This window comes from Nonomuraea sp. NPDC049624 (assembly GCF_040675255.1).
In the GTDB taxonomy this organism is placed as follows: Bacteria; Actinomycetota; Actinomycetes; order Streptosporangiales; family Streptosporangiaceae; genus Nonomuraea.
In genome coordinates, this window is sequence record NZ_JBFAOR010000007.1 from 44,313 (window position 1) to 68,959 (window position 24,647).

At 73.7% G+C, this 24,647-nt stretch carries 24 protein-coding genes; 8 read left to right on the forward strand and 16 right to left on the reverse strand.

Translation table 11 applies throughout. The features are described from left to right. Positions 1–49: 49 nt before the first annotated feature. The 7 genes from AB0J76_RS28100 to AB0J76_RS28130 form a co-directional block, all read right to left on the reverse strand. Positions 50–2,065 (reverse strand): CHAP domain-containing protein, encoded by a 2,016-nt coding sequence (locus AB0J76_RS28100; RefSeq protein ID WP_352319435.1) that lies wholly within the window; start codon positions 2,063–2,065, stop codon positions 50–52. A 267-nt stretch (positions 2,066–2,332) separates the two neighbouring features. Further along, the gene (locus tag AB0J76_RS28105; protein WP_352319437.1) at positions 2,333–3,082 is read right to left on the reverse strand and encodes a glucose 1-dehydrogenase; all 750 of its coding nucleotides are present in this window, start codon (positions 3,080–3,082) and stop codon (positions 2,333–2,335) included. Beyond that, the gene (locus tag AB0J76_RS28110; RefSeq protein ID WP_352319439.1) at positions 3,069–5,126 is read right to left on the reverse strand and encodes an acetate--CoA ligase family protein; all 2,058 of its coding nucleotides are present in this window, start codon (positions 5,124–5,126) and stop codon (positions 3,069–3,071) included. The genes AB0J76_RS28105 and AB0J76_RS28110 overlap by 14 nt, the downstream gene beginning before the upstream one ends. Further along, on the reverse strand, positions 5,123–6,637 hold the full coding sequence (locus AB0J76_RS28115) for a class I adenylate-forming enzyme family protein (protein ID WP_352319441.1): 1,515 nt from the start codon (positions 6,635–6,637) through the stop codon (positions 5,123–5,125). Before AB0J76_RS28115 ends, AB0J76_RS28110 begins: the two co-directional genes overlap by 4 nt. A 16-nt stretch (positions 6,638–6,653) precedes the next feature. Next, complete coding sequence (locus AB0J76_RS28120) at positions 6,654–6,977, reverse strand: VOC family protein (protein ID WP_352319442.1); 324 nt, start codon at positions 6,975–6,977, stop codon at positions 6,654–6,656. After that, positions 6,974–7,336 carry an OB-fold domain-containing protein gene (locus tag AB0J76_RS28125; protein ID WP_352319444.1) on the reverse strand — a complete coding sequence of 121 codons (363 nt, stop codon included), beginning with the start codon at positions 7,334–7,336 and terminating at the stop codon, positions 6,974–6,976. The genes AB0J76_RS28120 and AB0J76_RS28125 overlap by 4 nt, the downstream gene beginning before the upstream one ends. A gap of 10 nt (positions 7,337–7,346) precedes the next feature. Then, entirely contained in the window at positions 7,347–9,218 is a 1,872-nt protein-coding gene (locus AB0J76_RS28130; protein WP_352319446.1) for a protein kinase, read from the reverse strand. A 178-nt stretch (positions 9,219–9,396) separates the two neighbouring features. On the opposite strand from AB0J76_RS28130, the gene AB0J76_RS28135 reads away from it, so the two are divergent. Both AB0J76_RS28135 and AB0J76_RS28140 read left to right on the forward strand, forming a co-directional pair. Then, positions 9,397–9,987: an isochorismatase family cysteine hydrolase gene (locus AB0J76_RS28135; RefSeq protein ID WP_352319448.1), complete on the forward strand. Its 591-nt coding sequence runs from the start codon at positions 9,397–9,399 to the stop codon at positions 9,985–9,987. Beyond that, entirely contained in the window at positions 9,987–10,724 is a 738-nt protein-coding gene (locus AB0J76_RS28140; protein WP_352319458.1) for an SDR family NAD(P)-dependent oxidoreductase, read from the forward strand. Before AB0J76_RS28135 ends, AB0J76_RS28140 begins: the two co-directional genes overlap by 1 nt. 14 nt (positions 10,725–10,738) lie before the next feature. On the opposite strand, the gene AB0J76_RS28145 is transcribed toward AB0J76_RS28140, so the two are convergent. Next, positions 10,739–11,941: a serine hydrolase domain-containing protein gene (locus AB0J76_RS28145; RefSeq protein WP_352319450.1), complete on the reverse strand. Its 1,203-nt coding sequence runs from the start codon at positions 11,939–11,941 to the stop codon at positions 10,739–10,741. A 29-nt stretch (positions 11,942–11,970) separates the two neighbouring features. Here AB0J76_RS28145 and AB0J76_RS28150 point away from each other — a divergent pair, with 29 nt between their 5' ends. Then, positions 11,971–12,879: a cyclase family protein gene (locus AB0J76_RS28150; RefSeq protein ID WP_352319452.1), complete on the forward strand. Its 909-nt coding sequence runs from the start codon at positions 11,971–11,973 to the stop codon at positions 12,877–12,879. Between the two features lie 10 nt (positions 12,880–12,889). Here the strand turns inward: AB0J76_RS28150 and AB0J76_RS28155 are convergent, their stop codons facing one another. After that, positions 12,890–13,057: a hypothetical protein gene (locus AB0J76_RS28155; RefSeq protein ID WP_352319454.1), complete on the reverse strand. Its 168-nt coding sequence runs from the start codon at positions 13,055–13,057 to the stop codon at positions 12,890–12,892. A 3-nt stretch (positions 13,058–13,060) separates the two neighbouring features. On the opposite strand from AB0J76_RS28155, the gene AB0J76_RS28160 reads away from it, so the two are divergent. Both AB0J76_RS28160 and AB0J76_RS28165 read left to right on the forward strand, forming a co-directional pair. After that, positions 13,061–13,312, forward strand: coding sequence for a hypothetical protein (locus AB0J76_RS28160; protein ID WP_364390956.1), 252 nt, complete (start codon positions 13,061–13,063; stop codon positions 13,310–13,312). 77 nt (positions 13,313–13,389) lie between these two features. Further along, on the forward strand, positions 13,390–13,626 hold the full coding sequence (locus tag AB0J76_RS28165) for a hypothetical protein (protein ID WP_364390959.1): 237 nt from the start codon (positions 13,390–13,392) through the stop codon (positions 13,624–13,626). Here the strand turns inward: AB0J76_RS28165 and AB0J76_RS28170 are convergent. The 3 genes from AB0J76_RS28170 to AB0J76_RS28180 are packed head-to-tail and all read right to left on the reverse strand — an operon-like array spanning position 13,611 to position 17,378. Further along, positions 13,611–15,098 carry an AMP-binding protein gene (locus AB0J76_RS28170; protein ID WP_352319979.1) on the reverse strand — a complete coding sequence of 496 codons (1,488 nt, stop codon included), beginning with the start codon at positions 15,096–15,098 and terminating at the stop codon, positions 13,611–13,613. The genes AB0J76_RS28165 and AB0J76_RS28170 overlap by 16 nt on opposite strands. Positions 15,099–15,100: 2 nt before the next feature. Then, the gene (locus tag AB0J76_RS28175; RefSeq protein ID WP_352319977.1) at positions 15,101–16,168 is read right to left on the reverse strand and encodes an LLM class flavin-dependent oxidoreductase; all 1,068 of its coding nucleotides are present in this window, start codon (positions 16,166–16,168) and stop codon (positions 15,101–15,103) included. Between the two features lie 46 nt (positions 16,169–16,214). Continuing rightward, entirely contained in the window at positions 16,215–17,378 is a 1,164-nt protein-coding gene (locus tag AB0J76_RS28180) for an MFS transporter (protein ID WP_352319975.1), read from the reverse strand. 74 nt (positions 17,379–17,452) lie between these two features. Between AB0J76_RS28180 and AB0J76_RS28185 the strand changes: the two genes are divergently transcribed. After that, the gene (locus AB0J76_RS28185) at positions 17,453–18,454 is read left to right on the forward strand and encodes an ROK family transcriptional regulator (RefSeq protein WP_352319973.1); all 1,002 of its coding nucleotides are present in this window, start codon (positions 17,453–17,455) and stop codon (positions 18,452–18,454) included. Positions 18,455–18,493: 39 nt separating this feature from the next. Here AB0J76_RS28185 and AB0J76_RS28190 read toward each other — a convergent pair whose 3' ends face one another. Both AB0J76_RS28190 and AB0J76_RS28195 read right to left on the reverse strand, forming a co-directional pair. Further along, entirely contained in the window at positions 18,494–19,924 is a 1,431-nt protein-coding gene (locus AB0J76_RS28190) for an ATP-binding protein (RefSeq protein WP_352319971.1), read from the reverse strand. Beyond that, positions 19,921–21,570 (reverse strand): FAD-dependent oxidoreductase, encoded by a 1,650-nt coding sequence (locus AB0J76_RS28195; RefSeq protein WP_352319969.1) that lies wholly within the window; start codon positions 21,568–21,570, stop codon positions 19,921–19,923. Before AB0J76_RS28195 ends, AB0J76_RS28190 begins: the two co-directional genes overlap by 4 nt. Before the next feature lie 84 nt (positions 21,571–21,654). Here AB0J76_RS28195 and AB0J76_RS28200 point away from each other — a divergent pair, with 84 nt between their 5' ends. Then, a complete protein-coding gene (locus tag AB0J76_RS28200) occupies positions 21,655–22,227 on the forward strand; it encodes a helix-turn-helix domain-containing protein (RefSeq protein ID WP_352319967.1) in 573 nt (190 codons plus the stop codon). Here AB0J76_RS28200 and AB0J76_RS28205 read toward each other — a convergent pair. Together AB0J76_RS28205 and AB0J76_RS28210 are read right to left on the reverse strand one after the other, a co-directional pair. After that, the gene (locus AB0J76_RS28205) at positions 22,217–22,978 is read right to left on the reverse strand and encodes an SDR family oxidoreductase (RefSeq protein ID WP_352319965.1); all 762 of its coding nucleotides are present in this window, start codon (positions 22,976–22,978) and stop codon (positions 22,217–22,219) included. The genes AB0J76_RS28200 and AB0J76_RS28205 overlap by 11 nt on opposite strands. 24 nt (positions 22,979–23,002) lie before the next feature. Then, positions 23,003–23,848, reverse strand: a complete 846-nt coding sequence (locus tag AB0J76_RS28210; RefSeq protein WP_352319963.1) for an RNA polymerase sigma-70 factor — start codon at positions 23,846–23,848, stop codon at positions 23,003–23,005. A gap of 118 nt (positions 23,849–23,966) precedes the next feature. Between AB0J76_RS28210 and AB0J76_RS28215 the strand changes: the two genes are divergently transcribed. Continuing rightward, positions 23,967–24,644, forward strand: a complete 678-nt coding sequence (locus tag AB0J76_RS28215; RefSeq protein WP_352319961.1) for a ThuA domain-containing protein — start codon at positions 23,967–23,969, stop codon at positions 24,642–24,644. Positions 24,645–24,647 lie beyond the last annotated feature (3 nt).

The window sequence follows — 24,647 nt, forward strand, 5'->3', positions numbered from 1 at the left end:
CTCCCCGCCACTCTCGCCACCCGGCCGTTCGGTCGCCCGTGGGCCGTCCTCACACGGGGGTGGGGGTGCGGTGACGGCGGCCGCGCAGCGGGGCGTCCTGGACGAAGGCGTCGATGGTGCTTGTCCCGCCGGACTCCTGGCGCAGCCCTCGCGGGTGCTGCGAGCCCGTGATCCCGGCGGTCCCGGCGGTCGCCGCGCGACGGTGGCGGCGGCCGCGCGGGACGGAATCGGCGGTGAACTCGTCCATGAAGAAGGGGTGCTCGGAGGCGTACGCGTCCGCGACCGGCTCGCTGCGGCGGCGGCGGCCCTGGTACGTCGCGCCGATCCCGGACGCCTGGGCGGCCCGCGGCGTCGTCCTCGTCCGGGCGGCCACCTCGGCGCCCGGTCGGGGGCTGGGGGAGAAGGCGCTGAACGTGCTCGTCGCCGGGGGGAGCGAGATCGGAACCATCGGGCCGGTGTCGAACATGGGCTCGAAGGGCGCCGTGTCGGGGGCGGGCCGGAACGAGGCGCTGTCCAGCCGCCGCGGCGGGGCCATCCGGTCGGTGAACGGCTCGAACGCCTCCAAGCCGGCCGCGAGCTCGCCGCCGCCTGCGGGGCCGAGCTCGGGGACGGGGGCGGCGAACTCGAAGGTGCGGTTCCGACCGGCCTCGAAAGAGCCCGCGCCAAGCTCGAAGCGTTCCCTCTGACCGGTCTCGGGAGAGACGGCCGCGCGTTCGAACCCCGTGTCGGAAGGGGTGATGGGCAGTTCGAAGTGGTCGGCGGGCTCGGCGGTGGTCCGCAGCGAGGAGGGGCGGGTGTGGTCGTGGCGCGTCTCCGCGGGACGGCGGCGACGCCGGTGACGTGAAGGGGCGGCGTGGGTGCCGCGCCTGGAACGCGTCCCGGGAAGAGGCACGGCGACGGGCACCGGAACAGGCAGAGCGACGGGCACGGCAATGCCCGCAGTGACGCCCGTAGTGACGCCCCCAGCGACGCTCAGAGCGGCGGTGCTCTGCGCCGCGGTGACGTTCAGGGCGGCGGTGCTCAGGGTGACGCCTTCCCCTGCGGATTCCCCCGCGGAGAGGGTCGCGGCGGCGGCGCGTACGCGGGCGGCCTTCGCCGAGGCGGCGGCCGGGCGCAGGCGGCTCTGGCGGGTCTTCGCCAGGGCGACGAGCGCCAGCGCGGCGATCAGCGCGGACCCGACCAGCGACGGGGAGCCGATCGCGGGCATCGAGCCGGTCGAGGAGGCGTCCACGAGCGCGGGAAGGGGCTCGGCGGTGGCGGACGTGGTGTCGGCGGTCGTCGCCTTGGCGTGCTTGGACTTCTGTCCCGACTTCCCGGCCGCCGCCGTCGGCACAGCCGCCGCCCCCGTCGCGGGCGAGGCGGACGCGGAGGGCGCGGCGGGGGGCGCCGAGGGCGAGGTCGCCGTGGTCCTGGCCGGCTTGTCGGTCTCGGCCTTCGGACGCGCGGCGAGCGGGACCTCGGCGGCGCGCTCCTGCTCGACGTGCGGGATCAGGGAGCTGAGCGAGTCGGCGGGAAGCTGGAGCGTTCCCACGTCGGTGCCGGGCCTGGCGGGTGTCGCCGCCTGCTCGTCGGCCCGCTTCTGGGCCGCCTCGGCGTCGAGGCGGGCCTTGATGCGCTCGGGGTAGCCGTAGCCGACGACCTTGCTGGTGTCGCGCTCCTTGCGCTTGGCGACGCCGCCGTCGATGTTGCCCTCGATGGTGAAGATCGTGTCGCCCTCGACCCGCGTGACGATGCCGACGTGGTCGATGTTGTCGATCTTGCCGGTGCCGCTCCAGTCGTAGAAGACGAACGCGCCGGGCTTGGGCGTCTTCCCCCAGGCCCCCTGAGCCTTGAACCATTCGGCGTGCCGTACGGTCCAGGCGAACTGCCCGATCCACTCCTGGTAGCCGAGCTTGTGCGCGGCCCAGGAGAGGTACATGTCACACCAGGGTGCGGCGGAGTAGTCGGCGTCGAACTCGACGGTCTTGCCGTACCAGTCGCCGAACTTGGTGTACGCACCGGCCTTTTCGGCGTAGCCGAGCTGGCTCTCCAGCAGGTCGATGTACTTCTGCATCTCGGGCGTCATGGAAGTATGGGGGAACCTTCCGGTCAAGATCCGGATTTATCCGCACATACTCGGGTACACGGGGGTAACCCGGGACATGTGTGGCAAAACCGGAAACCTGTAGTCTTCCGTGCGGTGCGAGGTTACCGCTTCGTGACCAAGGTCAAGCACGTCCCAAGAAAGGGTAAAGACGTCACCGGGCGCATAACCGCAGCTCAACCAAGCCGGCGGACCCCGCCAAGGTGGGTGATTTAACAGGAAAAGACCCGCGTGTCGCGCTCATGGGGCCTAATAACCGGCTCCCGTCAGCAGCCCTCCGTCCACCGTGAACTCGCTCCCCGTGCAGTAGCTGGCCCGGTCCGAGGCCAGGAACGCCACCACGTGCGAGACCTCCACCGGCTTCGCGAACCGCTTGATGACCATGGACTTCACGAACGCCTCCGCGTCCACCTCGGCCATCAGGTCCGGGTTCACCGCCATCGCCGTGTTGATCGCCCCCGGATGCACCGAGTTCACCCGGATCTTGAACCGGGCCAGCTCCCGCGCGGCCGACTTGGTCAGCCCGCGCACCGCGAACTTCGAGGCCGCGTACGCCGACAACCCCTCCGCCCCGACGAACCCCTCGATCGAGGAGATGTTGACGATCGCGCCGCGCCCGGCCGCCTTCATGGGGTCGATCACCGACTTGACCCCCAGCCAGGTGCCCTTGAGGTTCACGTCGATCACCCGGTCGAAGTCCTCGGGCGCCATGTCCTGGATGCGGCCGTAGGTGAGGATGCCGGCGTTGTTCACCAGGACGTCGAGCCGGCCGTGCAGCTCCGTGGCCGCGCCGACGGCCCGCCGCCATTCGTCCGGGCTGCGCACGTCGTGCCGCACGTACGTGGCCCCGGTCTCGGCGGCCAGCGCCTTGCCCTCCTCCTCCAGCACGTCGCCGAAGACCACCCGCGCGCCCTCCTCGAGGAACAGGCGCACGTGCGACTCGCCCATGCCCCTGGCCCCGCCCGTGATCAGCGCGACCTTGCCGTCAAGCAGTCCCACGACTACCTCCTGCCGCGACCGCCGCCGCGGCCGCCTCCATGGAGCGGTAGACGGGGACGCCCGCCGCCGCCGCGATCCGCCGTACCTCGTCCTCCACGCCCGCGGGCGCGCACTCGCCGTTCCTGGTGACGAGCGTGATCCGGACGCGCGGCAGCGCCTCCTGCGCGCCGGCCAGGGCCCGCGCGTAGGCGTACAGGGGCTCGGCCGCGTCGCCGTAGGTGAAGAAGCTCTGCACGTTCACGTGGGCGACCACGTCCGCGTACGGCTCCCGCCGGACGATCGCCTCGATCACCTCCGCCACCAGCCCGGGACGCCCGCGCGGCCCCACCGGCACCTCCAGCGGGTTGCCCGCCGCGGCCAGGCCCAGCCCGTCGAGCACGCCGTCCCGCAGCGGGGCGAGCCGCACCCCGGCCCGGTCGAACGCGTCGGCCGCCAGCACGCCCGCGCCGCCGCTCGGCCCGATCACCAGCACCCGGTCGCCGTCCGTCACGCGGGAGCCGTGGGCCTGGAAGAAGGCCAGCACGCCGATCAGGTCGTCCTGGGAGGAGACCAGCGCCGTGCCGGTCTGGGCCGCGACCGCCGCCCACACCCGCAGGTCGCTCACCATGCCGCCGGTGTGCGAGAGCGCCGCCCGCTGTCCCTGCGAGCTGCGCCCGCCGACCAGCAGCGCCACCGGCAGCCCGGCCGCGCGCAGCGCCTCGTGCAGCTCCCGGCCGCCGCGCGGGTCCTCCAGGTAGAGCCCGACGGCCCGCGTCTCGGGGTCGCGGGCCAGCCAGGACAGCAGCTCGGCGGGGGTCACGTCGGCCGCGTTCCCCACGGTGACGACCCGGCTGAACGCCAGCCCGCGCCGCTCCCCGACCTTGATCACCTCACCCGCGAGGCCGCCGCTCTGCGAGATCAGCGCCACCGTCCCCGCCGGTCCGACGCCGCCGCCGACGAACGTCTGCCGGCCGCGCGGGCAGTACACGCCCATGCAGTTGGGGCCGAGCAGCCGGGTGCCCGCCGCGCGGGCGGCCCCGGCCAGGTCGCGTTCCAGGTCCGCGCGTCCGGCCTCGCCGAACCCCCCGCTCATCACCTGCACGTACGGGATGCCCGACGCCTGCCGCACCACCTCGGCGCACCGCTCGGCGGGCACCGCCACCAGCGCGTAGTCCACGTCGGCGGCGGCCAGCGACGGCACCGCGGGCACCCCCGCCACCTCGGCGGCCGACGGGTGCACGGCCACCAGCGGCACCCCGGCGGCCCGGTAGAAGTCGAGGAACATGTTCCCGAAGTTCGGCCGGCTCGCCGAGGCGCCGACGACGGCCACCGCGCGCGGCTCGAAGAGCGGCAGGAAGTCGGCCGGCTCGCGGGCGGTGGACGGGCGCGGCCGGCCGGGCAGGTGGCGCGCGTCCACCGCGGTCACGCCGGACGGGGTGGCGATGACCGGGTTCAGCTCGAACTCGCCCAGTTCCAGCCGTTCCCACAGGCCGCCGGGGCCGCCGACCGTCATGAGCAGCTTGACGACGGCGTCCACGTCCACGGGCGGGTGGCCGCGATGGCCGTGCAGGAGTGCCGCGCCGCGCAGTTCGTCCAGCATGAGCCGCGCGTCCCGCTCGGAGATCGGGCAGAGGCGCAGCGCCGTGTCGCGCATCGCCTCGGTCCAGACGCCGCCCAGCCCGGCCAGCAGCACCGGGCCGAACCCCGGGTCGCCGACCAGGCCGACGATCAGCTCCACCCCGGCGGGCGCCTGCTCCTCGACCAGGAACCCCTCCACGTCCAGCCGGGAGCGCATCTCCGCGGCCGCCGCGGCGAGGCCGTCCGCCCGCAGGCCGAGCCGGACGGCCCCCGCCTCCGACTTGTGCACCAGCCCCGGGCCGAACGCCTTCAGCACCAGCGGCTCGGTCAGCCCTCCGGCCGCCGCGAAGTCCAGGTCGCGCACCACCACCCCGCGCGGCACCGGCACCCCGGCCGCCGCGACCAGCTCCTTGACCTCGTGCTCGCGGGGGACGCGGGGGACGTCGTGGGAGGCGTCCCAGGTGCTCCCGTGCTCCTGGGCGCTCACCCGAGCAGGTGCCCGTGCTGCTCGCGGATCCGGCGGCGCAGCAGCTTGCCGGGGCCGCCGGAGGCGTCCTGCGAGTGCGGCAGCTCGCCGGTCACCACGATGTGGTCGGGCCGTTGGTGCGGGGGCAGCGTGTCGGCCAGGGCGAGGGACAGTTTGGCGGCGTCCAGCGACTGCCCGGCGCGCGGCACGACCGCCAGCAGCACCCGCTGCTCGTCCGCCCCCTCCGGGACGCCCACCGCGCCGGCCTCGGCCACGCCGTCCAGGGCCGAGACGGCCTCCTCGATCGTGGCGGGCTGCGTCCACTGGCCGTGCTTGAGTATGGAGTCCTCGCGGCGGCCGAGGACGCGCAGCACGCCGTCGGCCGACAACGTCCCGAGGTCGCCGCCCACGTACCACTCGCCGCGCAGGACGCCGTGGTCGTCCGTCCCGTCGTAGCCCGCCATGCGGTGCGGCCCGGCCAGGTTGATCTCGCCGACCTCGCCGGTCACCGCGGCGCCGGACGGGCCGGTGATCCGCACGGCGTTGCCCGTGCGCGCCCGTCCGGACGACCCGAGCGGCGTCGAGCCGTCGTCCACGCGGCCCATGCACGTGTACGGCGCCTCGGTCTGCCCGTAGTAGGAGTAGACCCCCGCCCCGGGCAGCCTGGCCTTGATCCGGTCGAGCATGGTCGCGGTCAGCGGCTCGCCGCCCAGCATGATCACCTGGATCGACGACAGGTCCACCCCCTCGTGCTCGGACGTCCCCAGCAGCGCCGCGTAGAACGACGGGATCTGCGACACGTGCGTGACCTGTTCGCGCGGCACCACGCGCAGGAAGTTCGCCGGTCCCCAGTCCTGCTCCAGCACCAGGCGCATGCCCGCGTACAGGGCGGGGCCGACGATGGCGGGGAAGCCGATGCCCCAGATGATCGCGCCCGTGCCGAACACCGAGTCGGGGCCGCGCGGCACGTCCAGCCAGATCTGGGCGGTCGCCAGGGAGGAGGCGTGGGTGTGCACGACGGCCTTGGGCAGGCCGGTCGTGCCGGAGGTGTAGTAGAGGGCCAGCGGGTCGTCGTGGAAGCCGCCCAGCGGCGGTTCCTCCTCCTGGCCGCCGGTCAGCTCACCGGCGTCGATCCAGGTGGTGACCTGCGGGAGGGCGCCCCTGATGCCGCCGACCAGGTCGGCGACCGTGGAGTCGTACACGAAGGCCGTGCAGCCGGAGGCGGCCACCACCGCCCGCAGCGTCTCGGCCGGCCAGTACGGGTTGAGCGCCGCCGTCACCGCTCCGATCTTGGCCTGGGCCAGGTAGACCTCGGCGACCAGCAGCGTCTCGTTGAGCAGCGCAGCCACCCGCTGCCCGGCGGTGATCCCGGCCGCCAGCAGCGCGTTCGCCCGGCGGTTGACGGCCCGGTTGAGCTCGTCGTAGGTGAAGCTCCGCTCGCCGCAGTACGTCAGCGCCACCCGGTCGGGCGTGCGCAGCGCTCCCGCGGTCAGGATCGCGTGGCCGTAGTTGCCGTAGGGTGATCGCGCCATGGGGGGTGCCTCCAGGTCAGAGGGGCGAGTAGAGCACGAACGTGTTTCCTGAGGGGTCGCGCAGCACGGCCCGCCTCTCGTGCGGCCCGTCCTCGGGCGCGCGCACCACCTCGGCCCCGCGCGCCGCCATCTCGCGCACCGTGACCGCCACGTCGTCCACCTTGTACGACGGCGCCGCCGACGCGGTGACGTGCTCGGCGGGACCGGCCAGCGCCACGGTGACGCCGCCGCCGTCCAGCGCGGCGAACCTGTCGCCGTCCCTGAACTTCACCGGCAGGCCGTAGAAGGCGATCGCCTCGTCCAGGTCGGCTACGGGGATGAGCACGTTGCCGAGCTTCACACGGGCCTCCAATGCGGCAGATCGTCCACGAACGTCACCCGCACCGGCATCCCGACGCGGACCTCCTCCGGCGCGCACCCCACGACGTGCCCGAACGCGCGCACACCCTCGTCCAGGTCCACCCACGCCGGCACGTACGGCTCCCGCCCCCGGTAGCCGGGCGCGAACGACCGGTGAACGACGGTGAACGTGTGGACCGTCCCCGTGCCCCTGGCGGGCTCGGCGGCCATCTCGCCGCCGCCGCACGCCGGGCACGACGGCTCGGGCAGGCAGCCGCGGCGGCCGCAGCTCAGGCAGCGCCGGATCACCAGCTCGCCGCGCGCCCCTGCGGCGCCGGTGGGGGAGGTCTCACCGCTCATCGCTGCCAAGCTAGCGCACGCTTGGTTGACGAACAAGAGCCCGGGAGCCTGCCGGGGAGGCGGCCTCCATGAGGTAGGTGGTTCCCGGCGTGGGATGTGCCACGGGCGGGCTGCTGACCGGTGGCGTCCCTTCCGAGGTCGGGTGCGCCACGGGCTGCCCGCCGGTCGGGGACGCGGTGCCCGTCGGGGACGCGGTGCCGGTCGGGGTGGGCGGTGCGGAGCGGGTCGGCGGGACGGTGCAGGCGGGGCCGTCCACCGCGACCTCGCTCACCTGCGGTCCGTTGACCGCCGCCGGCTCGGTCATGACGATGATCCCGAGGTAGGCCCGCACCCCGCAGTCCACGCTCCCGGGATCGTGCCGGACCCCGCTGGTGTAGGCGGTGCTGCCGCGCAACGTGAGGGTCTCCCGCCGCACGGTGGTGACCGGCCCGTCGCCGAGCCGCCGCGTGTACGCGATCCGCAGCCGCACCGGCCCCGTGCCGTCCGCGGAGACCCTGATCGCGCCCGCCGAACCGCTCCACCGCGCGATGCTCGCCTCCCGCACGGCGGGCGGCGGCAGGGCGGTCCCGCTCTGCGCCCGCGACGGCACCGTCGGCGGCACCGTCGGGGGCGCCGTCGGGGGCGCCGTTGTGGGAACTGTCGGCGGCACAGGCGGCGGCGCGGCACTGGTCGGCGCGGCCGGGCCGGTCGGGACGCGCGGCCCGCCGGTGGGCGCGGGCGGGGACGCGCTGCCGCGGGCCGTGGCGGGCACGCTCCTGCGGGGCGTTGGCGTGTGGGCGTCGACCGGCGCCGGGTTCAGCTCGCCCGACGGCTTCGGCTGCGGCATCAAGATCGTGCCCGCCCCCGGCGACAGCCGCCCGCCGGAGATCACCAGGGCGATCGCCACGGCGACCACCGTCGCGCCCGCCACCCACAGGTGCGGCGGCAGCGCGGGCAGCCGGACCGCCCGCCCCCGGATCCCGGCCGGGACGCGGGCGTCCTGCTCGGTCCTGGCCGCCAGCGGGAAGCGCAGCGCCAGCAGCGTGGCCAGCTCGGCGAGCCGGCGGCGGCCCCGCTGCTCCCAGCCGGGCCCGTACCCCGCGACGGCGTCCTCCTCCAGTTCGGCCGCGAACTGCCGGGCCGAGGCGTACCGGGTCGCCGGGTCCTTCGCCAGCCCGCGCCTGAGCAGGTCGCGCAGGGTGTCCGGGACCACCTCCAGCGGCACCGGCGCCGTCAGGTGCAGGTCCCGCAGGGCCGCGACGTCCTGCTCGCCGTCCCCGCCGTCCCCGCCCTCCTTGTACGCCCGGTAGGGCGGCCGTCCCCTGACCGCCTCGAACAGCACGCAGGCCGCCGCGTACAGGTCGGCCGGCGGCCCCGCCCGTCCCTGCGTCCACAGCTCCGGCGACATGTACGCCGGGCTCCCCGCCGGCACCCCCGGCTCCTCGGCGTGCACGACCACCCCGAAGTCGGCCAGCTTGCTCGTGCCGTCCGCCTGGACCAGGACGTTCTCCGGCTTGACGTCCCGATGCGGCACGCCCTTCTCGTGCGCGGCGGCCAGGGCGGCGAGGATGCCCTTGAGCAGCACCAGGGCCGCCTCCGGGGCCGTCCGGCCGTGCTCGGCCAGCAGCGTGCGCAGCGAGACGCCGTCCACCAGCTCCATGACGACGGCCGCCCGGGCCGGGGTCTCGACGTACTCGTAGAGGCGGACCACGTTGGGGTCGTCGAGCTCGACGAGCTGATGGGCGTCGGCCCTGAAGCGGTCCATGAACTCGGGGTCCCTGCGCAGGGTGGCGTTCAGGTACTTGATCGCGACGTAGGCGCCGGTGGACTGGTAGGTGGCGAGGAACACGCGGCCGGTGCGGCCCGCGCCGAGCTGACGAACTTCACGGTAACCAGGGACCAAGTCCAACCCCCATCAGCCATGCCGTCGTGCATTCGACGGTCTCACCCGGGGTGTGGGTTGTCACGTCTGGAGAAATTTCGCCCTTTGTGATGAACGGTGACGCCGGGTGAGGGTGTGGGTGCGGTGTTATGCTGTGGCGAACCCAAGCAAGCGCTCGGCTAAATGACGGAGGGTGCGGGTGGAGCGGTCGGCCGTGCTGGTGATGGAGATGCAGCGCGGGGTCGTCGGCGACCTCACAAAATTTCCGGATTTGGTGGCGGCCTGCGCCCGTCACGACGTCGTCCCCAACGCCGCCCGCGTCCTGCGCACGGCCCGAGCGGCCGGGCTCCCGGTGATCCACTGCACGGCCGCCTTCCGGCCGGACCGGGCGGGCTCGCACACCGGCAACTGCCCGTTCATCGTCTCCCTGCTCAAGGACCCCGTGCACATGCTGGAGGGCACGCCCGCCGTGGAGGTGCTGCCCGAGCTGCGCGAGGACGGCGACCTGGAGAGCCGGCGGCACCACGGGTTCTCGCCGTTCACCGGCACCTCGCTGGACATGACGCTGCGCTCGCTCGGCGTCTCGTCCGTGGTCGCGATGGGGGTCTCGCTCAACCTGGGCATCCCGGGGCTGGCGCTGGAGGCGGTCGACCTCGGCTACCGGGTGACGGTGGTGCGGGACGCGGTGGCCGGGATCCCCGAGGACTACGCCGAGGCCGTCCTGCGCAACACGATCAGCCTGCTGGCCACCCGCGTCGCCGCGGCCGACCTCGTCCGGGCGTGGACGTGATGGACGGCCTGCGCCTCGACGGCCGCGTCGCCGTCGTCACCGGGGGAGCGGGCGCGATCGGCACGGCGGTCGCCACCGACCTCGCCGCGCTCGGCGCCCGCGTCACCGTCGCCGACGTGGACCTCCCGGGCGCCCGCCGGACGGCCGCGGCGCTGCCCGGCGCGCGGGCGCTGGCCGTGGACCTGGCCTCGCCCGCTTCGGTCGAGGCGTTCTGCGCCGAGGCCGGGCCCGTGGACGTGCTCGTGCACAACGCCGGGGTGTCGATCGTGCAGCCGTTCACGGCGAGCGACCCGGCGGACTGGGACCTCATGTGGCAGGTCAACCTGCGCGGCCCGATGCTCATGACCAAGCTGCTCCTGCCCGGCATGACGGCCAGGGGCTGGGGACGGCTGGTGTTCGTCTCCTCCGACGGCGCCAGGGCCGGGTCGGGCGGCGAGGGCGCGTACGCGGCGACCAAGGCGGGCCTGTTCGGCCTGGCCAAGACGCTCGCCCGGGAGGCCGCGAGGGGCGGGGTGACCTCGAACGTCGTCTGCCCCGGGCCGACCGACACCCCGATGCTCCGGCGCGTCTCCGAGGCCGAGCCGGGGCTGGTGGACAAGATCGCCAAGGGGATCCCGCTGCGCCGGCTCGGCACGCCCGCCGACGTCGCGGGGCTGATCGCCTACCTGTGCACCGACCGCGCCGCCTACATCACCGGCCAGACGCTGTCGGTGAGCGGCGGCGTGACCATGCAGTGACGCGCGCCGTGGGGTCACAGACAGCGGTAGACCGCCTCGATCAGGCGCAGGCCGCGCAGGTTGCCGGTGAGGCTGTCGGCCATCCGGTTCATCACGTACCCGAAGGCGAGCTTGCGGTCGGGGTCGCCCATGCCGAGCGAGCCGCCCATCCCGGAGTGGCCGAACGCGGTCGCCGACGGCATCGGGAACGCCAACGACGGGCGCATGTAGCCGAGGCCGAACGCGGTGTCCATGAACAGCACGCGGTCGGGGCCGCTGACGCGGGGGCGCAGGGCGTCCTGGAGGGTCGCGGAGCTCAGCAGGTCGCCGCCGACCAGCGCGCGGTAGAACCCGGACAGGCCCTTGGCGGTGGTGACGACCCCGGCGGCGGGCCATCCGGCGCGCAGGATCACCGGGTTGTTCGCGCCGCCTTCGAGCAGGCGGATGGCGGGGTTGCCGAGCGCCCGGTTCATCAGGCTGCCGGGGTCGAGCACCGCCCGGCTCATCTCGCCCAGCAGATCCCGCCCCCCACCGTCGCCCGGCTCGGCCCCGCCGCCGGAGGGCGCGGAGGTCCCCGGGGCGGCCGCGGGACTCTCGGGGTTGGGGCGGGGGCGGGCGGGGGCCTTGAGGCGGGCGGCGCGGGGGATCACGTCGTCGGGCGCGCCGACCCACAGGTCCAGCCCCAGCGGCCCGGCGATCTCCGCCGCCACCAGCTCGCCCACCGACTTCCCGGTGACCCGCCGCACCACCTCCCCGACCAGGAAGCCGTACGTCAGCGCGTGGTACCCGTGCGCCGTCCCCGGCTCCCACAGGGGCGTCTGACCGGCGAGCCGGGCCGCGATGGCCGGCAGGTCCTCGAACTCCGCCACCGGCACCGGCGTCTCGATCACCGGCAGCCCGCAGGAGTGCGTCAGCACGTGCTCGACCGTGACCGCCTCCTTGCCTCCGGCGGCGAACTCCGGCCACACGTCGGCGACCGGCGCCCGAACGTCCACCAGCCCCCGCTCGGCGAGCCGCAGCAGCACGGTGGCCGCCACGGCCTTCGTGCACGAGTAGGCGAAGGCCGGGGTGTCCGCCTCCCAGGCGCGTCCCGTGTGCCGGTCGGCGACGCCGTCCCACAGGTCGACGACCAGCTCGCCGTCGAGGTGGACGGCCACCGCCGCGCCCAGCTCCTCGCCCTCGGCGAAGTTCCGCTCGAACGCCTCCCGCACGCGGGAGAACCGGGGATCGCAGTACATCAGACCTCCGCAGGAAAGGAAGCGCTTACTTGGTGCACGAGCCTAACAACTGGGGACGATTCGGCCCAGACGATCAGCGGGGCACTCTCAACCTGCTGACCCCCGCCGTCGTCCTGGAGGCCCTGCGCAGCGCCGTCACGGGCGAGGTGCTGAGCCTGGCCATGCCGATCAGGGGAGCCACCTCCTCGGCGGCCCCCACGACCGTCCCCCACCTGCGGGGCCGCCCGCTGCCGCAGCACTTCATGTCCGTGGACGGCGGCGACTACGCCGCCGGCGCCCGGCCGGTCGGCGACGGCCTGCGGGTGGCCGACGACGCCCTGCTGGTCAGCCACCACGGCACCACCACCCACATGGACGCGCTGTGCCACATGTGGACCGGCGACCGGCTCTACAACGGTCACCCGGCCGCCCGCGTCCGCTCCTACGGCGCCACCAGGTGCGGGATCGAGCACGTCGGCGGCGTGGTCGCCAGGGGCGTGCTGTTCGACGTGCCCCGGCGGCTCGGGCTCGACCACCTGCCGGCGGACTTCCGGATCCCGGCCGGGCTGCTGGAGGAGATCGCCACGCCGCGCCCCGGCGACGTCGCGGTGGTCCGTACGGGATGGCCGCTGGTGTGGCAGCGGTCGCGCGAGGAGTACTGGGCAGGGCAGCCGGGGTTGTCGGCGGAGGCCGGCGCCTGGCTGGCCGCCCGGGACGTGTCGGCGGTGGCCTGCGACAACGCCGCCGTGGGCGGCCTGAACGAACGTCAGCTCGCCGACGAGTGCGCCGCCGACGACCTGCACCTCATCCTGCTCCACCGGCACGGCGTGCACCTGCTCGAGATGTTGTGGCTGGAGGAGCTGGGCGCGGCCGGGCGGACGGAGTTCGTCTTCGTGGCCGCGCCGCTGCGCATCGAGGGAGGCACCGGCAGCCCGATCACCCCGCTCGCCGTCCTGTGAGCGCGCCGGGTCACCAGGTGACGGGCAGGCTCCTGACGCCGTAGACCGAGGCGTCGTGCTTGACCGGCACCTCGGCCGCCGGCACGGCCAGCCGCAGGCCGGGGAAACGCTCGAACAGCGCCCGGTAGCCGATCCGCAGCTCGATCCTGGCGAGCTGCTGGCCGAGACACTGGTGCACGCCGTGCCCGAAGGCCAGGTGGCGGCGCGCCTCCGGACGGCCGGGATCAGCCGGTCGGGGTCGGCGTACACGGCCGGGTCGCGGTTGATCACGGGCAGGGACAGGGCCACGGTCTCGCCCGCCCTGACCGTCACGCCCGCCACCAGCAGGATCACCGCGAGCCCGGCGAGCTCGTCGTCGAGCTCGCCGGTCAGGTCGCTGATCAGGCCGCCGTCCGGCTCCACGCGCCGGCGGCGGGCCAGGTCGCGCAGGTAGCCGGTCAGCTCGGCGAGCGCCCCCGCGCCGTCCGCGCCGAAGGTGACGAGCCGGGCGCTGAGCTCCTGGAACCAGTCGTGATCGGCGTACGGGACGCCGAGCAGCTCGCAGATGACCAGCGACGGGATCGGCAGCGCGTACGCCGTCACCAGGTCGGCCGGCGGCCCGGCGGCGGCCATGGCGTCGAGGTGGTCGGCGGCGATGCGCTCGATCCGCGGTTCGAGCAGGCGCATCCTGCGCAGCGTGAACCGGCCGGTGAGCAGCCGGCGGAACCGGGGATCGCCCAGCACCGCGCGGGTCAGGCGCCCGGGTAGTTGCCGCCGCCGTACGCGGCGTCGAGGGCGTCGTAGTCGGGGGTGAAGCCCTGCTTGGGGATGGCGTCGGCGAACACCACCTCCCGCGGCCTCTTGTACGCCGCCAGCTCACCCCTGACGTGCGCGACCAGGTCCTCCCGCGAGGCGGCGGCGTCCGGCCTGAGCACCACGACCGCCTTGACGGCCTGGTGCCAGCGCGGGTCGGGCACGCCGATCACCGCGGCGTCGGCGACGGCCGGGTGGGTCCTGAGCGCGCGCTCGACCTCGGCCGGGTAGATGTTCTCGGCGCCCGATTTGATCATGCGGAGCCGGGGGCCGATGAAGGTGATGGTGCCGTCGGGTTCGCGGCGGCCGAGGTCGCCGGTGTGATGCCAGCCGTACCGCGACTTCTCCGCATTTAAGTCGGGCCGGGCGAAATATCCGGAAAAGAGGGTCTTGCCCCTCGCGCAGATCTCGCCCACCTCGCCTGCCGGCACCTCCGCGCCCTCCGGATCCAGGATGCGCACCTGGACCAGCGGCGACGGCCGTCCCGCGAACCCCGCCCCGCCCTCGGCCAGCCCCAGGAAGGTGAGCATGCCGCCCACCTCCGTCTGCCCGTACCCGCCCATCTTCGAGCGGCACCAGGGTGAGTCGTCCACGGTGATCATGTCGTCCCACTCGGCGGAGTGGGCGACGAAGCGCAGCGAGGACAGGTCGTACTTGCCGCCCGCGTTCGCCGCCGCGACCGCGTCGATCATCGGTCCGAACAGGAACGCCTGCGTCACCCGCTCGGCGTCGACCAGCCGGCAGACCTCCTCGGCGTCGAAGGCGGGCGTGAACACGTTCGTGCCGCCGATCTGGAGGGTGGCCAGGCAGAACATCATCGTCCCGACGTGGAAGAGCGGCCCGTCGTTGAGGAAGGTGAACCCCGGCTCCATCTGCCGTACGACGAGCAGCGTGGCGCTGTGGGCCACCAGGGCGGCGCTGCTGAGCAGGGCGGCGCCCGGCCGCCCCCCGAAGGCGGCGGTGTAGAGGGCGAGCACCGGTTCGGCGTCGTCCACCTGCGGGAACTCGCGCAGCGAACCCCCGGCGACCAGCTCCTCGTACGCCTCGCCCGCGCGCACCCACGTCACCTCGTCCGCCAGCTCGGCTGCGGTGTCGGAGTGCTCCCAGACGACGACCCGCGGCGCCAGGTCGGCCAGGACGAAGCGCAGCTCGTCCCCGGACTGCCGCCAGTTGGCCGGGCAGAGCACCGCGCCCAGGCGGGAGCAGGCCAGCAGCAGCTCCAGCACGGCGTGCGAGTTCTGGCCGAGCCACATCACCCGCTCACCGGCGGCCACGCCGCGCCCGGCCAGGGCGTCGGCCAGCCGCGTCACGCGGGCGTCCAGCTCGGGGTAGGTGAGCCGCACGTCCCCGTCCACCACGGCGGTGACCAGGGGGCGGCTGCGGGCGTGGTCGGCCAGGACGTCGGACAGGGTGAGGCTGTGGATCATCGTCATCCTCCTGCGGGGGCGAAGGCCGGCATGACCTCGGCGGCGAAGAAGCGCATGACCCGCTTCATGTCCTCCAGCGGCATGGGCCTGGTGCTGCCGAAGTCGCACAGGAGGTTGCTGAAGCCGGCGTCCCTGAGCAGCGAGATCTGCTCGATCACGCGGGCGGGGTCGCCGATGACCTCCAGCTGTTCCCAGCGGAAGTCCGGCGAGACCGAGCCGCCCTTGAGGTAGCGGTCCTGGTAGTACTCGAAGCCCTCGGCGGCCTTGCCGGTCCTGGGGTCGATGGGCGCGCTGCGCTCGTTGAAGATGCGCGAGCGGTCGAAGGACGCCTCGAACCTGGCCTGGTCCTCGCGGGCCCGCTCCAGCGTGGGGGCGACATAGACGCTGCGGGCCACCACCAGGTCGGCCCCCGCCGGGTGGCCGGCCCGCGCGGCCGTCTCCCGCCAGGTCTCGGCCGCCTTGACGACCTTGCGGAACGTCGCCGCGGGGTCGGCCAGGACGGGCAGGCCGCGCTCGGCGTACATGGTGACGGTCTCGGGGGAGACCGCGGCCACGTGCAGCGGCGGGTGCGGCGACTGCAACGGACGCGGTACGAGCGAGACCTCGGCGCCGGTCCGGTAGAACTTCCCCTCGTGCCGGTACGACTCCCGCGTCCACAGCCCGAGGATCACCTCCAGCGCCTCGTTGAACCGGTCGCGCGCCTCGGCCAGGTCGATCCCGAAGCCTTCGAACTCGAAGCTCTGGTATCCCCGCCCGATCCCCAGGTCGAGCCGCCCGCCGGAGAGCACGTCCACCTGCGCGGCCTCCTCGGCCACGTGGACGGGGTTGTGCAGCGGCAGCACCACGATGCCGGTGCCGAGCCGGAGCCGGGAGGTGCGGGCGGCGGCGTGGGCGAGCATGGTGAACAGGTTGGGGGCCACGCCGTAGTCGCGGAAGTGGTGCTCGGCCAGCCGCACCCCGTCGAAGCCCAGCTCCTCGGCCAGTTCGATGAGCTCCAGATGGTAGTCGTAGACGTCCTTGAAGCTCTGGCCGTCGAAGCGGTGGAAGAGGTGGAAGGTCGAGAACTTCATGCGGCGGCCTCTCCGTATGTAAACCAAGCGCTCGCTTGGGAGCGTATCACGCCGGCTGCCGCTCCAGGACCACCTCCGTGGCGGCCTCGCGCGGCCGCAGCACCGGCGCGAGCAGCGTGAGCGCCACCAGGATCCCCGTGATCAGCGCGAACGCCGCCGGGTAGGACACGCCGTCGGCCACCCATCCCGTCACCGCCGGCGCGGTCAGCCCCGACAGGTACGTGATCGTCGCGACCCCGGCGACCCCCTCGCCCGGCGTGGGCCCCGCGTTGCCCGCCGCCGCGAACACCAGCGGCACGATGACCGCGACCCCCAGCCCGACCAGCGCGAACCCGACGATGCCCAGTGCGGGCGTGCGGGCCAGGACCACCAGCACGCCGCCCGCGACCGCGACGATCCCGCCCGTCCTGACCGCCCGCACCGGGCCGGTCAGGCGCACCACCCGGTCGCCCAGCAGCCGGGCGCCGGCCATGCAGAGCATGAAGATCGTGTAACCCGCGGCGGCCACGCCCGGCCCCGCGTCGGCGACGTTGGTGAGGTAGACCGCGGCCCAGTTGGAGCTGGCGCCCTCGGCGAACGTGCCGCAGAAGCCGACCACGCCGATGGCCGCGATGGCCCGCGAGGGCAGGGCGAACCGGCGCGGCGCGGGCCCGGCGGCGGCCCGCGGCCCGTCGGGCAGCAGCCCCCGCCCGGCGATCCCGCCCGCGACCACCAGGACGGCGGCGCCGACGCCCAGGTGCAGGCGGGCGTCGATGCCGGCGTGCGCGGCCAGGGTGCCGAGGCCGCCCGCCGCCAGGCTGCCGACGGCCCACATGCCGTGCAGGCCGGAGATGACCGGCTTCTTCAGATGCCGTTCGAGCGTGACGCCGTGGGCGTTCATGATGACGTCGCACATGCCGGCCGACGCGCCGTACAGCAGGAAGATGACGAACAGCCAGACGGGAGCGGGGGCGAAGGCGGGCAGGGCCAGGCCGCCGCACCACAACGCGAGCAGCGCGCGCGTGGTGGCGCGGCTGCCGAACCGGTGGGCCAGGCGACTGGCCAGCGGCATCGCCGCGAAGGCCCCGATCGAGGGGCAGAGCAGCGCGAACCCGAGCATCGCCGCGCTCAGGTGGACGTGCTCCTGGAGCCACGGGATGCGGGTGGCGAAACTGCCGGCGACGGCTCCGTGTGCGGCGAAGACGGCCGCGATGGCGCGATGAGGGCTCATGGCCAGAAAAACTATCAGGCAACCTTCCTGATGAAAAGAGCTATCAGGGAGGCTTCCTGACTATTATGGGCGGCGTGAAGACCGCGACCCCGTCCATGGCCCGTGCGATCAACGACCGGCTCGCCCTCGACCTGCTGCTGGAGCACGGTCCGCTGACCGCCCCGCAGCTTCGTGAGCTGACCGGCCTGTCCCGGCCCACCGTCTCCGACCTGATCGAACGGCTCAAGGGCGGCGGCCTCATCGAGGAGGCCGGCGAGCGCGGCGAGGACCGTCGCGGCCCCAACGCCCGCCTCTACGCGCTGGTCGCCGGCCGGGCCCACGTCGCCGGGGTCGACCTGCGCCGCACGGCGATCAAGGTCACGGTCGCCGACCTCACCGGCCAGGTGGTCGGCTCGGCCGTCCGCGAGATCTCCGGCGACCTGGTCGCCCTCGTCGCGGCCACGGTCGCCGAGGCCGCCGCGGGCCGCCCGCTCGACAACGTGGTCATCGGCGCGCCGGGCCTGGTCAAACCCATGGACGGCGAGCTGGCGGTGGCCAACGACGTGCCCGGGTGGCGGCCCGGCCTGGTGGGCGCCGTGCGCGAGCGGCTGGGCGTGCCCGTCGTCCTGGAGAACGAGGTGAACCTGGCCGCCGTCGCCGAGCTGCGCACCGGCGCGGCCCAGGGCAGCGACGACTTCGTGCTGCTCTGGCTGGACGACGGCATCGGCGCCGCGGTCGTGCTCGGCGGGCGGGTGCGGCGCGGCGCGTCAGGGGGCGCGGGCGAGATCGGCTTCCTCGACGTGGAGGGCACGCCGTTGTGCATCCTGCTCCAGAACACCACCCGGCCAGAGGAGCTGGCGCGCCGGGTGGCCAAGGGCGCCTTCGCCTTCGTCACCCTGCTCGACCCCGGCCTGGTGGTGCTCGGCGGGGCCACCGGCCAGCAGGGCGGCGACGAGCTGGCCGAGCAGGTCGCCGTCCGGCTGGGCGAGCTGTCGCCCGCGCCCACCGAGGTCAGGGCCACCCGGGTCGGGGGCAACGCGGTGCTGGAGGGGGCCGTGCTGACGGCCCTCGACACGGCGCGGGACAACGTCTGGTGACCCGCGCCGCGCCGGAGGGCCCGCCTCAGACGGTCCGGCTCACTGGACGGCGGCGGGCTCGCGCAGCGGCAGGCGCACCTCGAACCAGGTCTCGCCCGGCACCGAGCGCACCTTGAGCTCGCCGCCGTGCCGCCCGGCCACGATGCGGTAGGAGATGTCCAGGCCGAGCCCGGTGCCCTCGCCCACGCTCTTGGTGGTGAAGAACGGCTCGAAGATCCGGTCCTTGATCGCCTCGGGCACGCCGGGGCCGGTGTCGCCGATCTCGACGATCGCCTCGTCCTCGTCGTGGGCGGTGCGGACGGTCAGCGTGCCCTCCTCGCCCATGGCGTCGAGGGCGTTGTGGATCAGGTTCGTCCACACCTGGTTGAGCTCGCCCGCGTAGCAGGGGATGAGCGGCAGCGTGCGGTCGTAGTCGGTGACCACGCTGACGCCCGGCGGGGTCTTGCCGCGGAAGATGGCGATCGTGCTGTCGAGCAGGTCGTGCACGTCGATCATCTGGAACGGCGCCCGGTCCATCTGCGAGTACTGCTTGGCCGAGCGGATCAGCGAGGTGATGCGCTCGGTGGCCTCGGTGACCTCGTTCAGCATCTGGGAGATCTCGACGGCCTCGGCCAGCCAGTGGAGGGCGGCCGGGGTGTGCTCCTCGCCCACCTTGCCGCGGATCTTCTGCAGGTACTCGGCGGTGAAACCGGCGTTGACCAGCGCGGGAGCCAGCTCCCACGCGTCCTCGACGCCGACGTCCTCCAGCGCCTCGCCCAGCTCGTCCTCGGCGTCGGAGATCTCCAGCGGGGAGCGCTGCGGCTGGTTGCCCAGGTTGCTCGTGCACGCCTCCTGGGCCTCGATCAGCGTGCGCAGCTTCTCCGGCGGGATGCCGGCCTCGGCGAGCTGGGCCAGCTGGATGCGGGACGCCTTGATCAGCGAACGCAGCTCGCTCACCGCGCGCACGGCCGCCGCCGCCGGGTTGTTCAGCTCGTGCGTGAGCCCGGCCGTGATCGTGCCGAGCGCGGTCAGCCGCTGCCGCCGGTCGATGATCTCCCGCTGCATGCGCCCGCCCGACATCATGCCGTCGAGCAGGTGCATCGCCATCGGGAACCACTCGGCCACGATGTAGGCGAACTTCTTGGCGGGCAGCAGGAAGATCCGCGAGGGCGCGGTCGCGCGCAGCGTGTGCTGGTAGGTCTCCGGCGCCCGGTCGCCCAGGTAGGCCGAGGTCGCGCCGCCGTACACGCCGGGCTGGGAGGCGCGCGGCATGGCGACGGTGCCGGCGCTGACCGTCTCGTTGATCATCTGCACCTCGCCCTCCAGCAGCACGGCGAAGCACTCGGCCGGCTCGCCCTGCCGGACGATGTCCTCGTCCTGGGCGAACGAGCGCACCCGGCCGCTGGCGGCCAGCTTGCCGAGCTGCTCGTCGGTCAGCCGCTCGAACAGGAAGAGTTTGCGCAGTTCGTCGATGTCGACGGTGTCGGTCATTGCTTCTCCAGATAACGATGCACCAGCGCGACGGCCATCGCGCCCTCACCGACGGCGGAGGCGACCCTCTTGATCGACTCGGCCCGCACGTCCCCCGCGGCGAACACGCCGGGCACGTTGGTCTCCAGGTAGTAGGGCTCGCGGCGCAGCGCCCAGTTGCGCGGCCGCCTGCCGCCCTGCACCAGGTCGGGCCCGGTCAGCACGAACCCCTTGGCGTCCCGCTCGATCGTCTCGCCCAGCCACGACGTGTACGGCTCGGCCCCGATGAACACGAAGAGGTACTGGGCGTCGACCGTGCGCTCCTCGCCCTTGGTCGACAGCGTGAGCCGTTCGAGGTGGTCGTCACCGGCGCCGGCGACGACCTCGGTCAGGAGGCTGACCTCGATGTTGTCGATCGCGTTGATCTGCTCGATGAGGTAGTGGGACATGGACTTCTCCAAACCATCACTCCTCACCAACAAATGGACCTTGCGTGCGAATCCCGCCAGGTAGACGGCCGCCTGCCCGGCCGAGTTGGCCGCGCCGACGATGTAGACCTCGTTGTCCTTGCACGCCGGGGCCTCGGTCAGCGCGGCGCCGTAGAAGACGCCCCGGCCGACGAACTCGTCCAGGCCGGGCGCCTCCAGCCGCCGGTAGGTGACGCCGGTGGCCAGGATCACCGCGTGGGCGGCGATCTCGCCGCCGTCCTTGAACCCGATCACCCGGGCCTGCCCGCGCGGCTCCAGATGGGTGACCTTGCGCGCGCTCAGCAGCTCGGCCCCGAACTTCAGCGCCTGCCGGCGCGCCCGGTCGGCGAGCTGCTGCCCGGACACGCCGTCGGGGAAGCCCAGGTAGTTCTCGATCCTGGAGCTCTGGCCCGCCTGGCCGCCCGAGGCGTGCGCCTCGACCAGCACCGTGTTCAGGCCCTCCGACGCGCCGTAGACCGCCGCGCCGAGGCCCGCGGGCCCGCCGCCGACGACGATCAGGTCGTAGAAGTCGGTGGCCGGCGTGGTGGACAGCCCGACCGCGGTGGCCAGCGTGGCCTGGTCGGGGGACTCCAGCGTGGTGCCGTCCTCGGTGACCACCAGCGGCAGGTGACAACCCTCGCCCGCCGCCTTGACGAGCTGCGCGCCCTCAGGGTCCTCGGCCAGCATCCACTGGTAGGGCACGTGGTTGCGGGCCAGGAAGTCCCGCACCTGGTACGAGCGCGCCGACCAGCGGTCGCCCACCACGCGCAGCTCGGGACGGGCCGTGCGATCGGTCCGCATCCAGGCGTCGAGCTGGCCGTCGATCACCGGGTAGAACTTCTCCTCCGGCGGGTCCCACGGCTTGAGCAGGTAATGATCGAGGTCGACCACGTTGATCGCCTGGATCGCGGCGTCGGTGTCGGCATAGGCGGTCAGCAACACCCGGCGCGCGTACGGGTACATGTCCATGGCGGCTTCCAGGAACTGCACGCCGTTCATCTGCGGCATCCGGTAGTCGGCCAGGATCGCCGCCACCTCGTCGCCGCGCAGCCGCATCTCCTTGACCGCCTCGATGCCGTCGTGGGCAGCCTCGGCGCGGACAATCCTGTACTCATGGCCGTACCGGCGCCTGAGGTCACGAGCCACCGCCCGCGACACCCCCGGGTCGTCGTCGACCGTCACGATGACCGGCTTGTCCATTCCCCTACCTTCTCCCCAATGGTCCCTAAGGGAAGGATGTCATGCACGCGTGGGTTGGTGAGCACTCGCTCATATCATGGGCGGATGAGCACCCGTGAGCGCATCCTCGACGCCGCCGAGCAGGCCATTCGGGAGTTCGGCATCTCGGGTGCGACCACGCGGCGCATCGCCCAGGCGGCCGGCTGCTCCGAGGCGCTGCTCTACAAGCACTTCGCCGGCAAGGAGCAGATGTTCCTCGCGGTCCTGCTCGAACGGCTGCCCGCGCTCGCGCCCGCGCTGGCCCGGCTGCGGCTGAGCACGGGCGAGGGCGACCTGGCTGACAACCTCACCCGCTTCACCCTGGCGGCGCTGGAGTTCTACACCGAGGCCGCCACCATCGCCTCCGGCATGCTGGCCGACCCCTCGCTGCTGGCCCGGTTCAAGCACATGCTCGCCAGCACCGGCACCGGCCCCCACCTGCCGATCGGGGCCCTGGCCGAGATCCTCGACGCCGAACGGGCCGCGGGCCGCACCGACCCCGGCCTCGACCCCGGCCCGGCGGCCGCCCTGCTGATGGGCGCCTGCTTCCACCGGGCCAACCTGTCCTACTTCGTCGACCCGGCCGACAAGGACGAGGAGTGGGCGGCCGGCGTCGTCGCCACCCTGCTCAGGCGATGACCCGGCCCGCGCCGCCGTCGACCAGCATCGAGACGCCGTTCACGTACGAGGCCCGCTCGCTGGCCAGGAACGCGATGACGTCCCCCACCTCCTCGGCCTGACCGACCCGCCCGACCGGCACGGCCCGGCCGCGCTCCTCGACCACGTCGTCGCCGCCCGACATGCCGCGCAGGCGTTCGGTGTCGATCGCCCCCGGCAGCACGTTGTTGACCAGCACGCCGTCGCCGCCCACCTCGCGGGCCAGCGTGCGCACGAGCCCGGCGACGGCCGGGCGCATGGCGTTGGACAGCGCCAGCCCGTCGATCGCCTCGCGGACGGACGAGCTGGTGACGGTGACGATCCGGCCCCACCCCCGCGAGCGCATCTCCGGCAGCACCGCCTGGATCAGCCGGACGGTGCCGAGCAGGTTGCGCTGCACCGCGACGTCCCAGTCTTCGAGGCCGACCTCGTCGAAGCGGCCGGTGGGCGGGCCGCCCGCGTTGGCCACCAGGATGTCGACCGGGCCGAGCACGTCGCGCGTCTCGTCGGCCACCCGCTGAGCCGCCGCCGGGTCCTCCACGTCGGCCAGCACCGCGTGCACCACGTGGCCGAACTGCTGCAGCTCCACCACCGCGTCCGCGAGCCGCTCGGGGTTGCGCGCGCTGACGCACACGTCGCAGCCCTCGCGCGCGAGGCTCTTGGCGGCGGCCAGGCCGATGCCCGCGCTGCCGCCGGTGACCAGGGCGACCTTGCCCGAGATGCCGAGATCCATAAGGCGACTATAGTGACGGGCCGATCACTCCGGCCGCACCCGGGTCAGCTTGTCGGGGTTGAGCACGCCGTAAAGCCCCTGGATGCGGCCGTCGCGCACGTCCAGGGCGATGAGCTGGTCGGTCCCGGCCACGTGCGTCCACAGGGCGGGGCGGCCGTTGGCCTCGACGAGGTGCGCCCGGCTGAAGTCGTAGCGGGCCAGCAGGCCGCCGATGAAGGCGCTGACCTTGCGCCGGCCCAGGATCGGCCGCAGGGCGGCCCGGACCTTGCCGCCGCCGTCGTTCCACATGACGACGTCCTCGTGCAGCAGCTCGGTCAGCGCGTCGAGGTCGCCGCCGCCGGCCGCCTCCATGAACTTCGTCAGCAGCCTGGCGTGGTCCTCGTTCGTCGGCGTGAACCGGTCGCGGCCCTGCGACACCCGGACCGAGGCGCGGTGGTGCATCTGCCGGGCGTTGGCCACCGACGAGCCGACGATCTCGGCGATCTCGTCGTACGGCAGCTCGAACGCCTCCCGCAGCACGAACACCGCCCGCTCCGGCGGCGACAGCTTCTCCATCAGGTGCAGGGTGGCGAAGGAGACGGTGTCGCGCAGCTCGGCGGTGTCCAGCGGCCCGGCCTCGCCCGTCGCGACCGGCTCGGGCAGCCACGGCCCGGTGTAGGCCTCCCGCCGCACGCGGGCCGAGCGCAGCTGGTCGAGGGCCAGCCGCGAGACCACGGTCAGCAGGAACGCGCGGGGCTCCCTGATCTGGCTCCGGTCGGCGCCCTCCCAGCGCAGCCAGGCCTCCTGCACGACGTCCTCGGCGTCCCACATGCTGCCGAGCAGGCGGTAGGCCAGGCCCAGCAACATCGGGCGGTATTCCTCGAAGTCCACGTCCGGCATCATGCCCTGCCGCCCGGCCGGGCGGCTCGGCGGGGCGGCTCGGCGGGGTGGTACAGGTGGGCGGCTCGGGTGGGTGGTCAAGGCGGGCCGGGCGTGATGGGCTGGGGGCGTGGCGAGAAATCTGATCCTGTCAGGAGGGCTCTTCCACGACTTCGCCGCCACGTCGGCCGCGCTCGCCGACGTGCTGGGCGAGGTGGGCGTCGAGTCCGAGATCACCGAGGACATCGCGGGCGCGCTGAGCGAGCCGCCGGAGGTGCAGCTCATCACGGTCAACGCGCTGCGCTGGCAGATGGGCCAGGACCGCTTCGCCGACCTGCGCGGCGAATGGCGCTTCGCGCTGCCCGCCCAGGCCCGCACCACGCTGCTCGACCACCTCGACCGGGGCGGCGGCCTGCTCTGCGTGCACACGGCCGCGGTCTGCTTCGACGACTGGCAGGGCTGGCCGCGGGTGCTCGGCGGCTGCTGGAACTGGCCTAAGTCCCACCATCCGCCCCTCGGTTGGACCGGCGTGCGGGTGCACGGCGCCGCCCACCCCATCGTGGCGGGCCTGCGCGACTTCGACCTGGTGGACGAGGTCTACAGCGACCTCGACGTGCTGCCGGACGTGCGCCCCCTGGCCTCCGCGAACGGCCAGCCGCTGGTGTGGGCGCGTCCGGTGCGCCGCGGCCGGGTGGTCTACGACGCGCTGGGGCACGACACCAGGTCCTACGACAACGAGATCCACCGGACCCTGCTCCAGCGGGCCGCGTTGTGGCTGCTGAAACGGCCGGTGAGCGACACCGGGTGACAT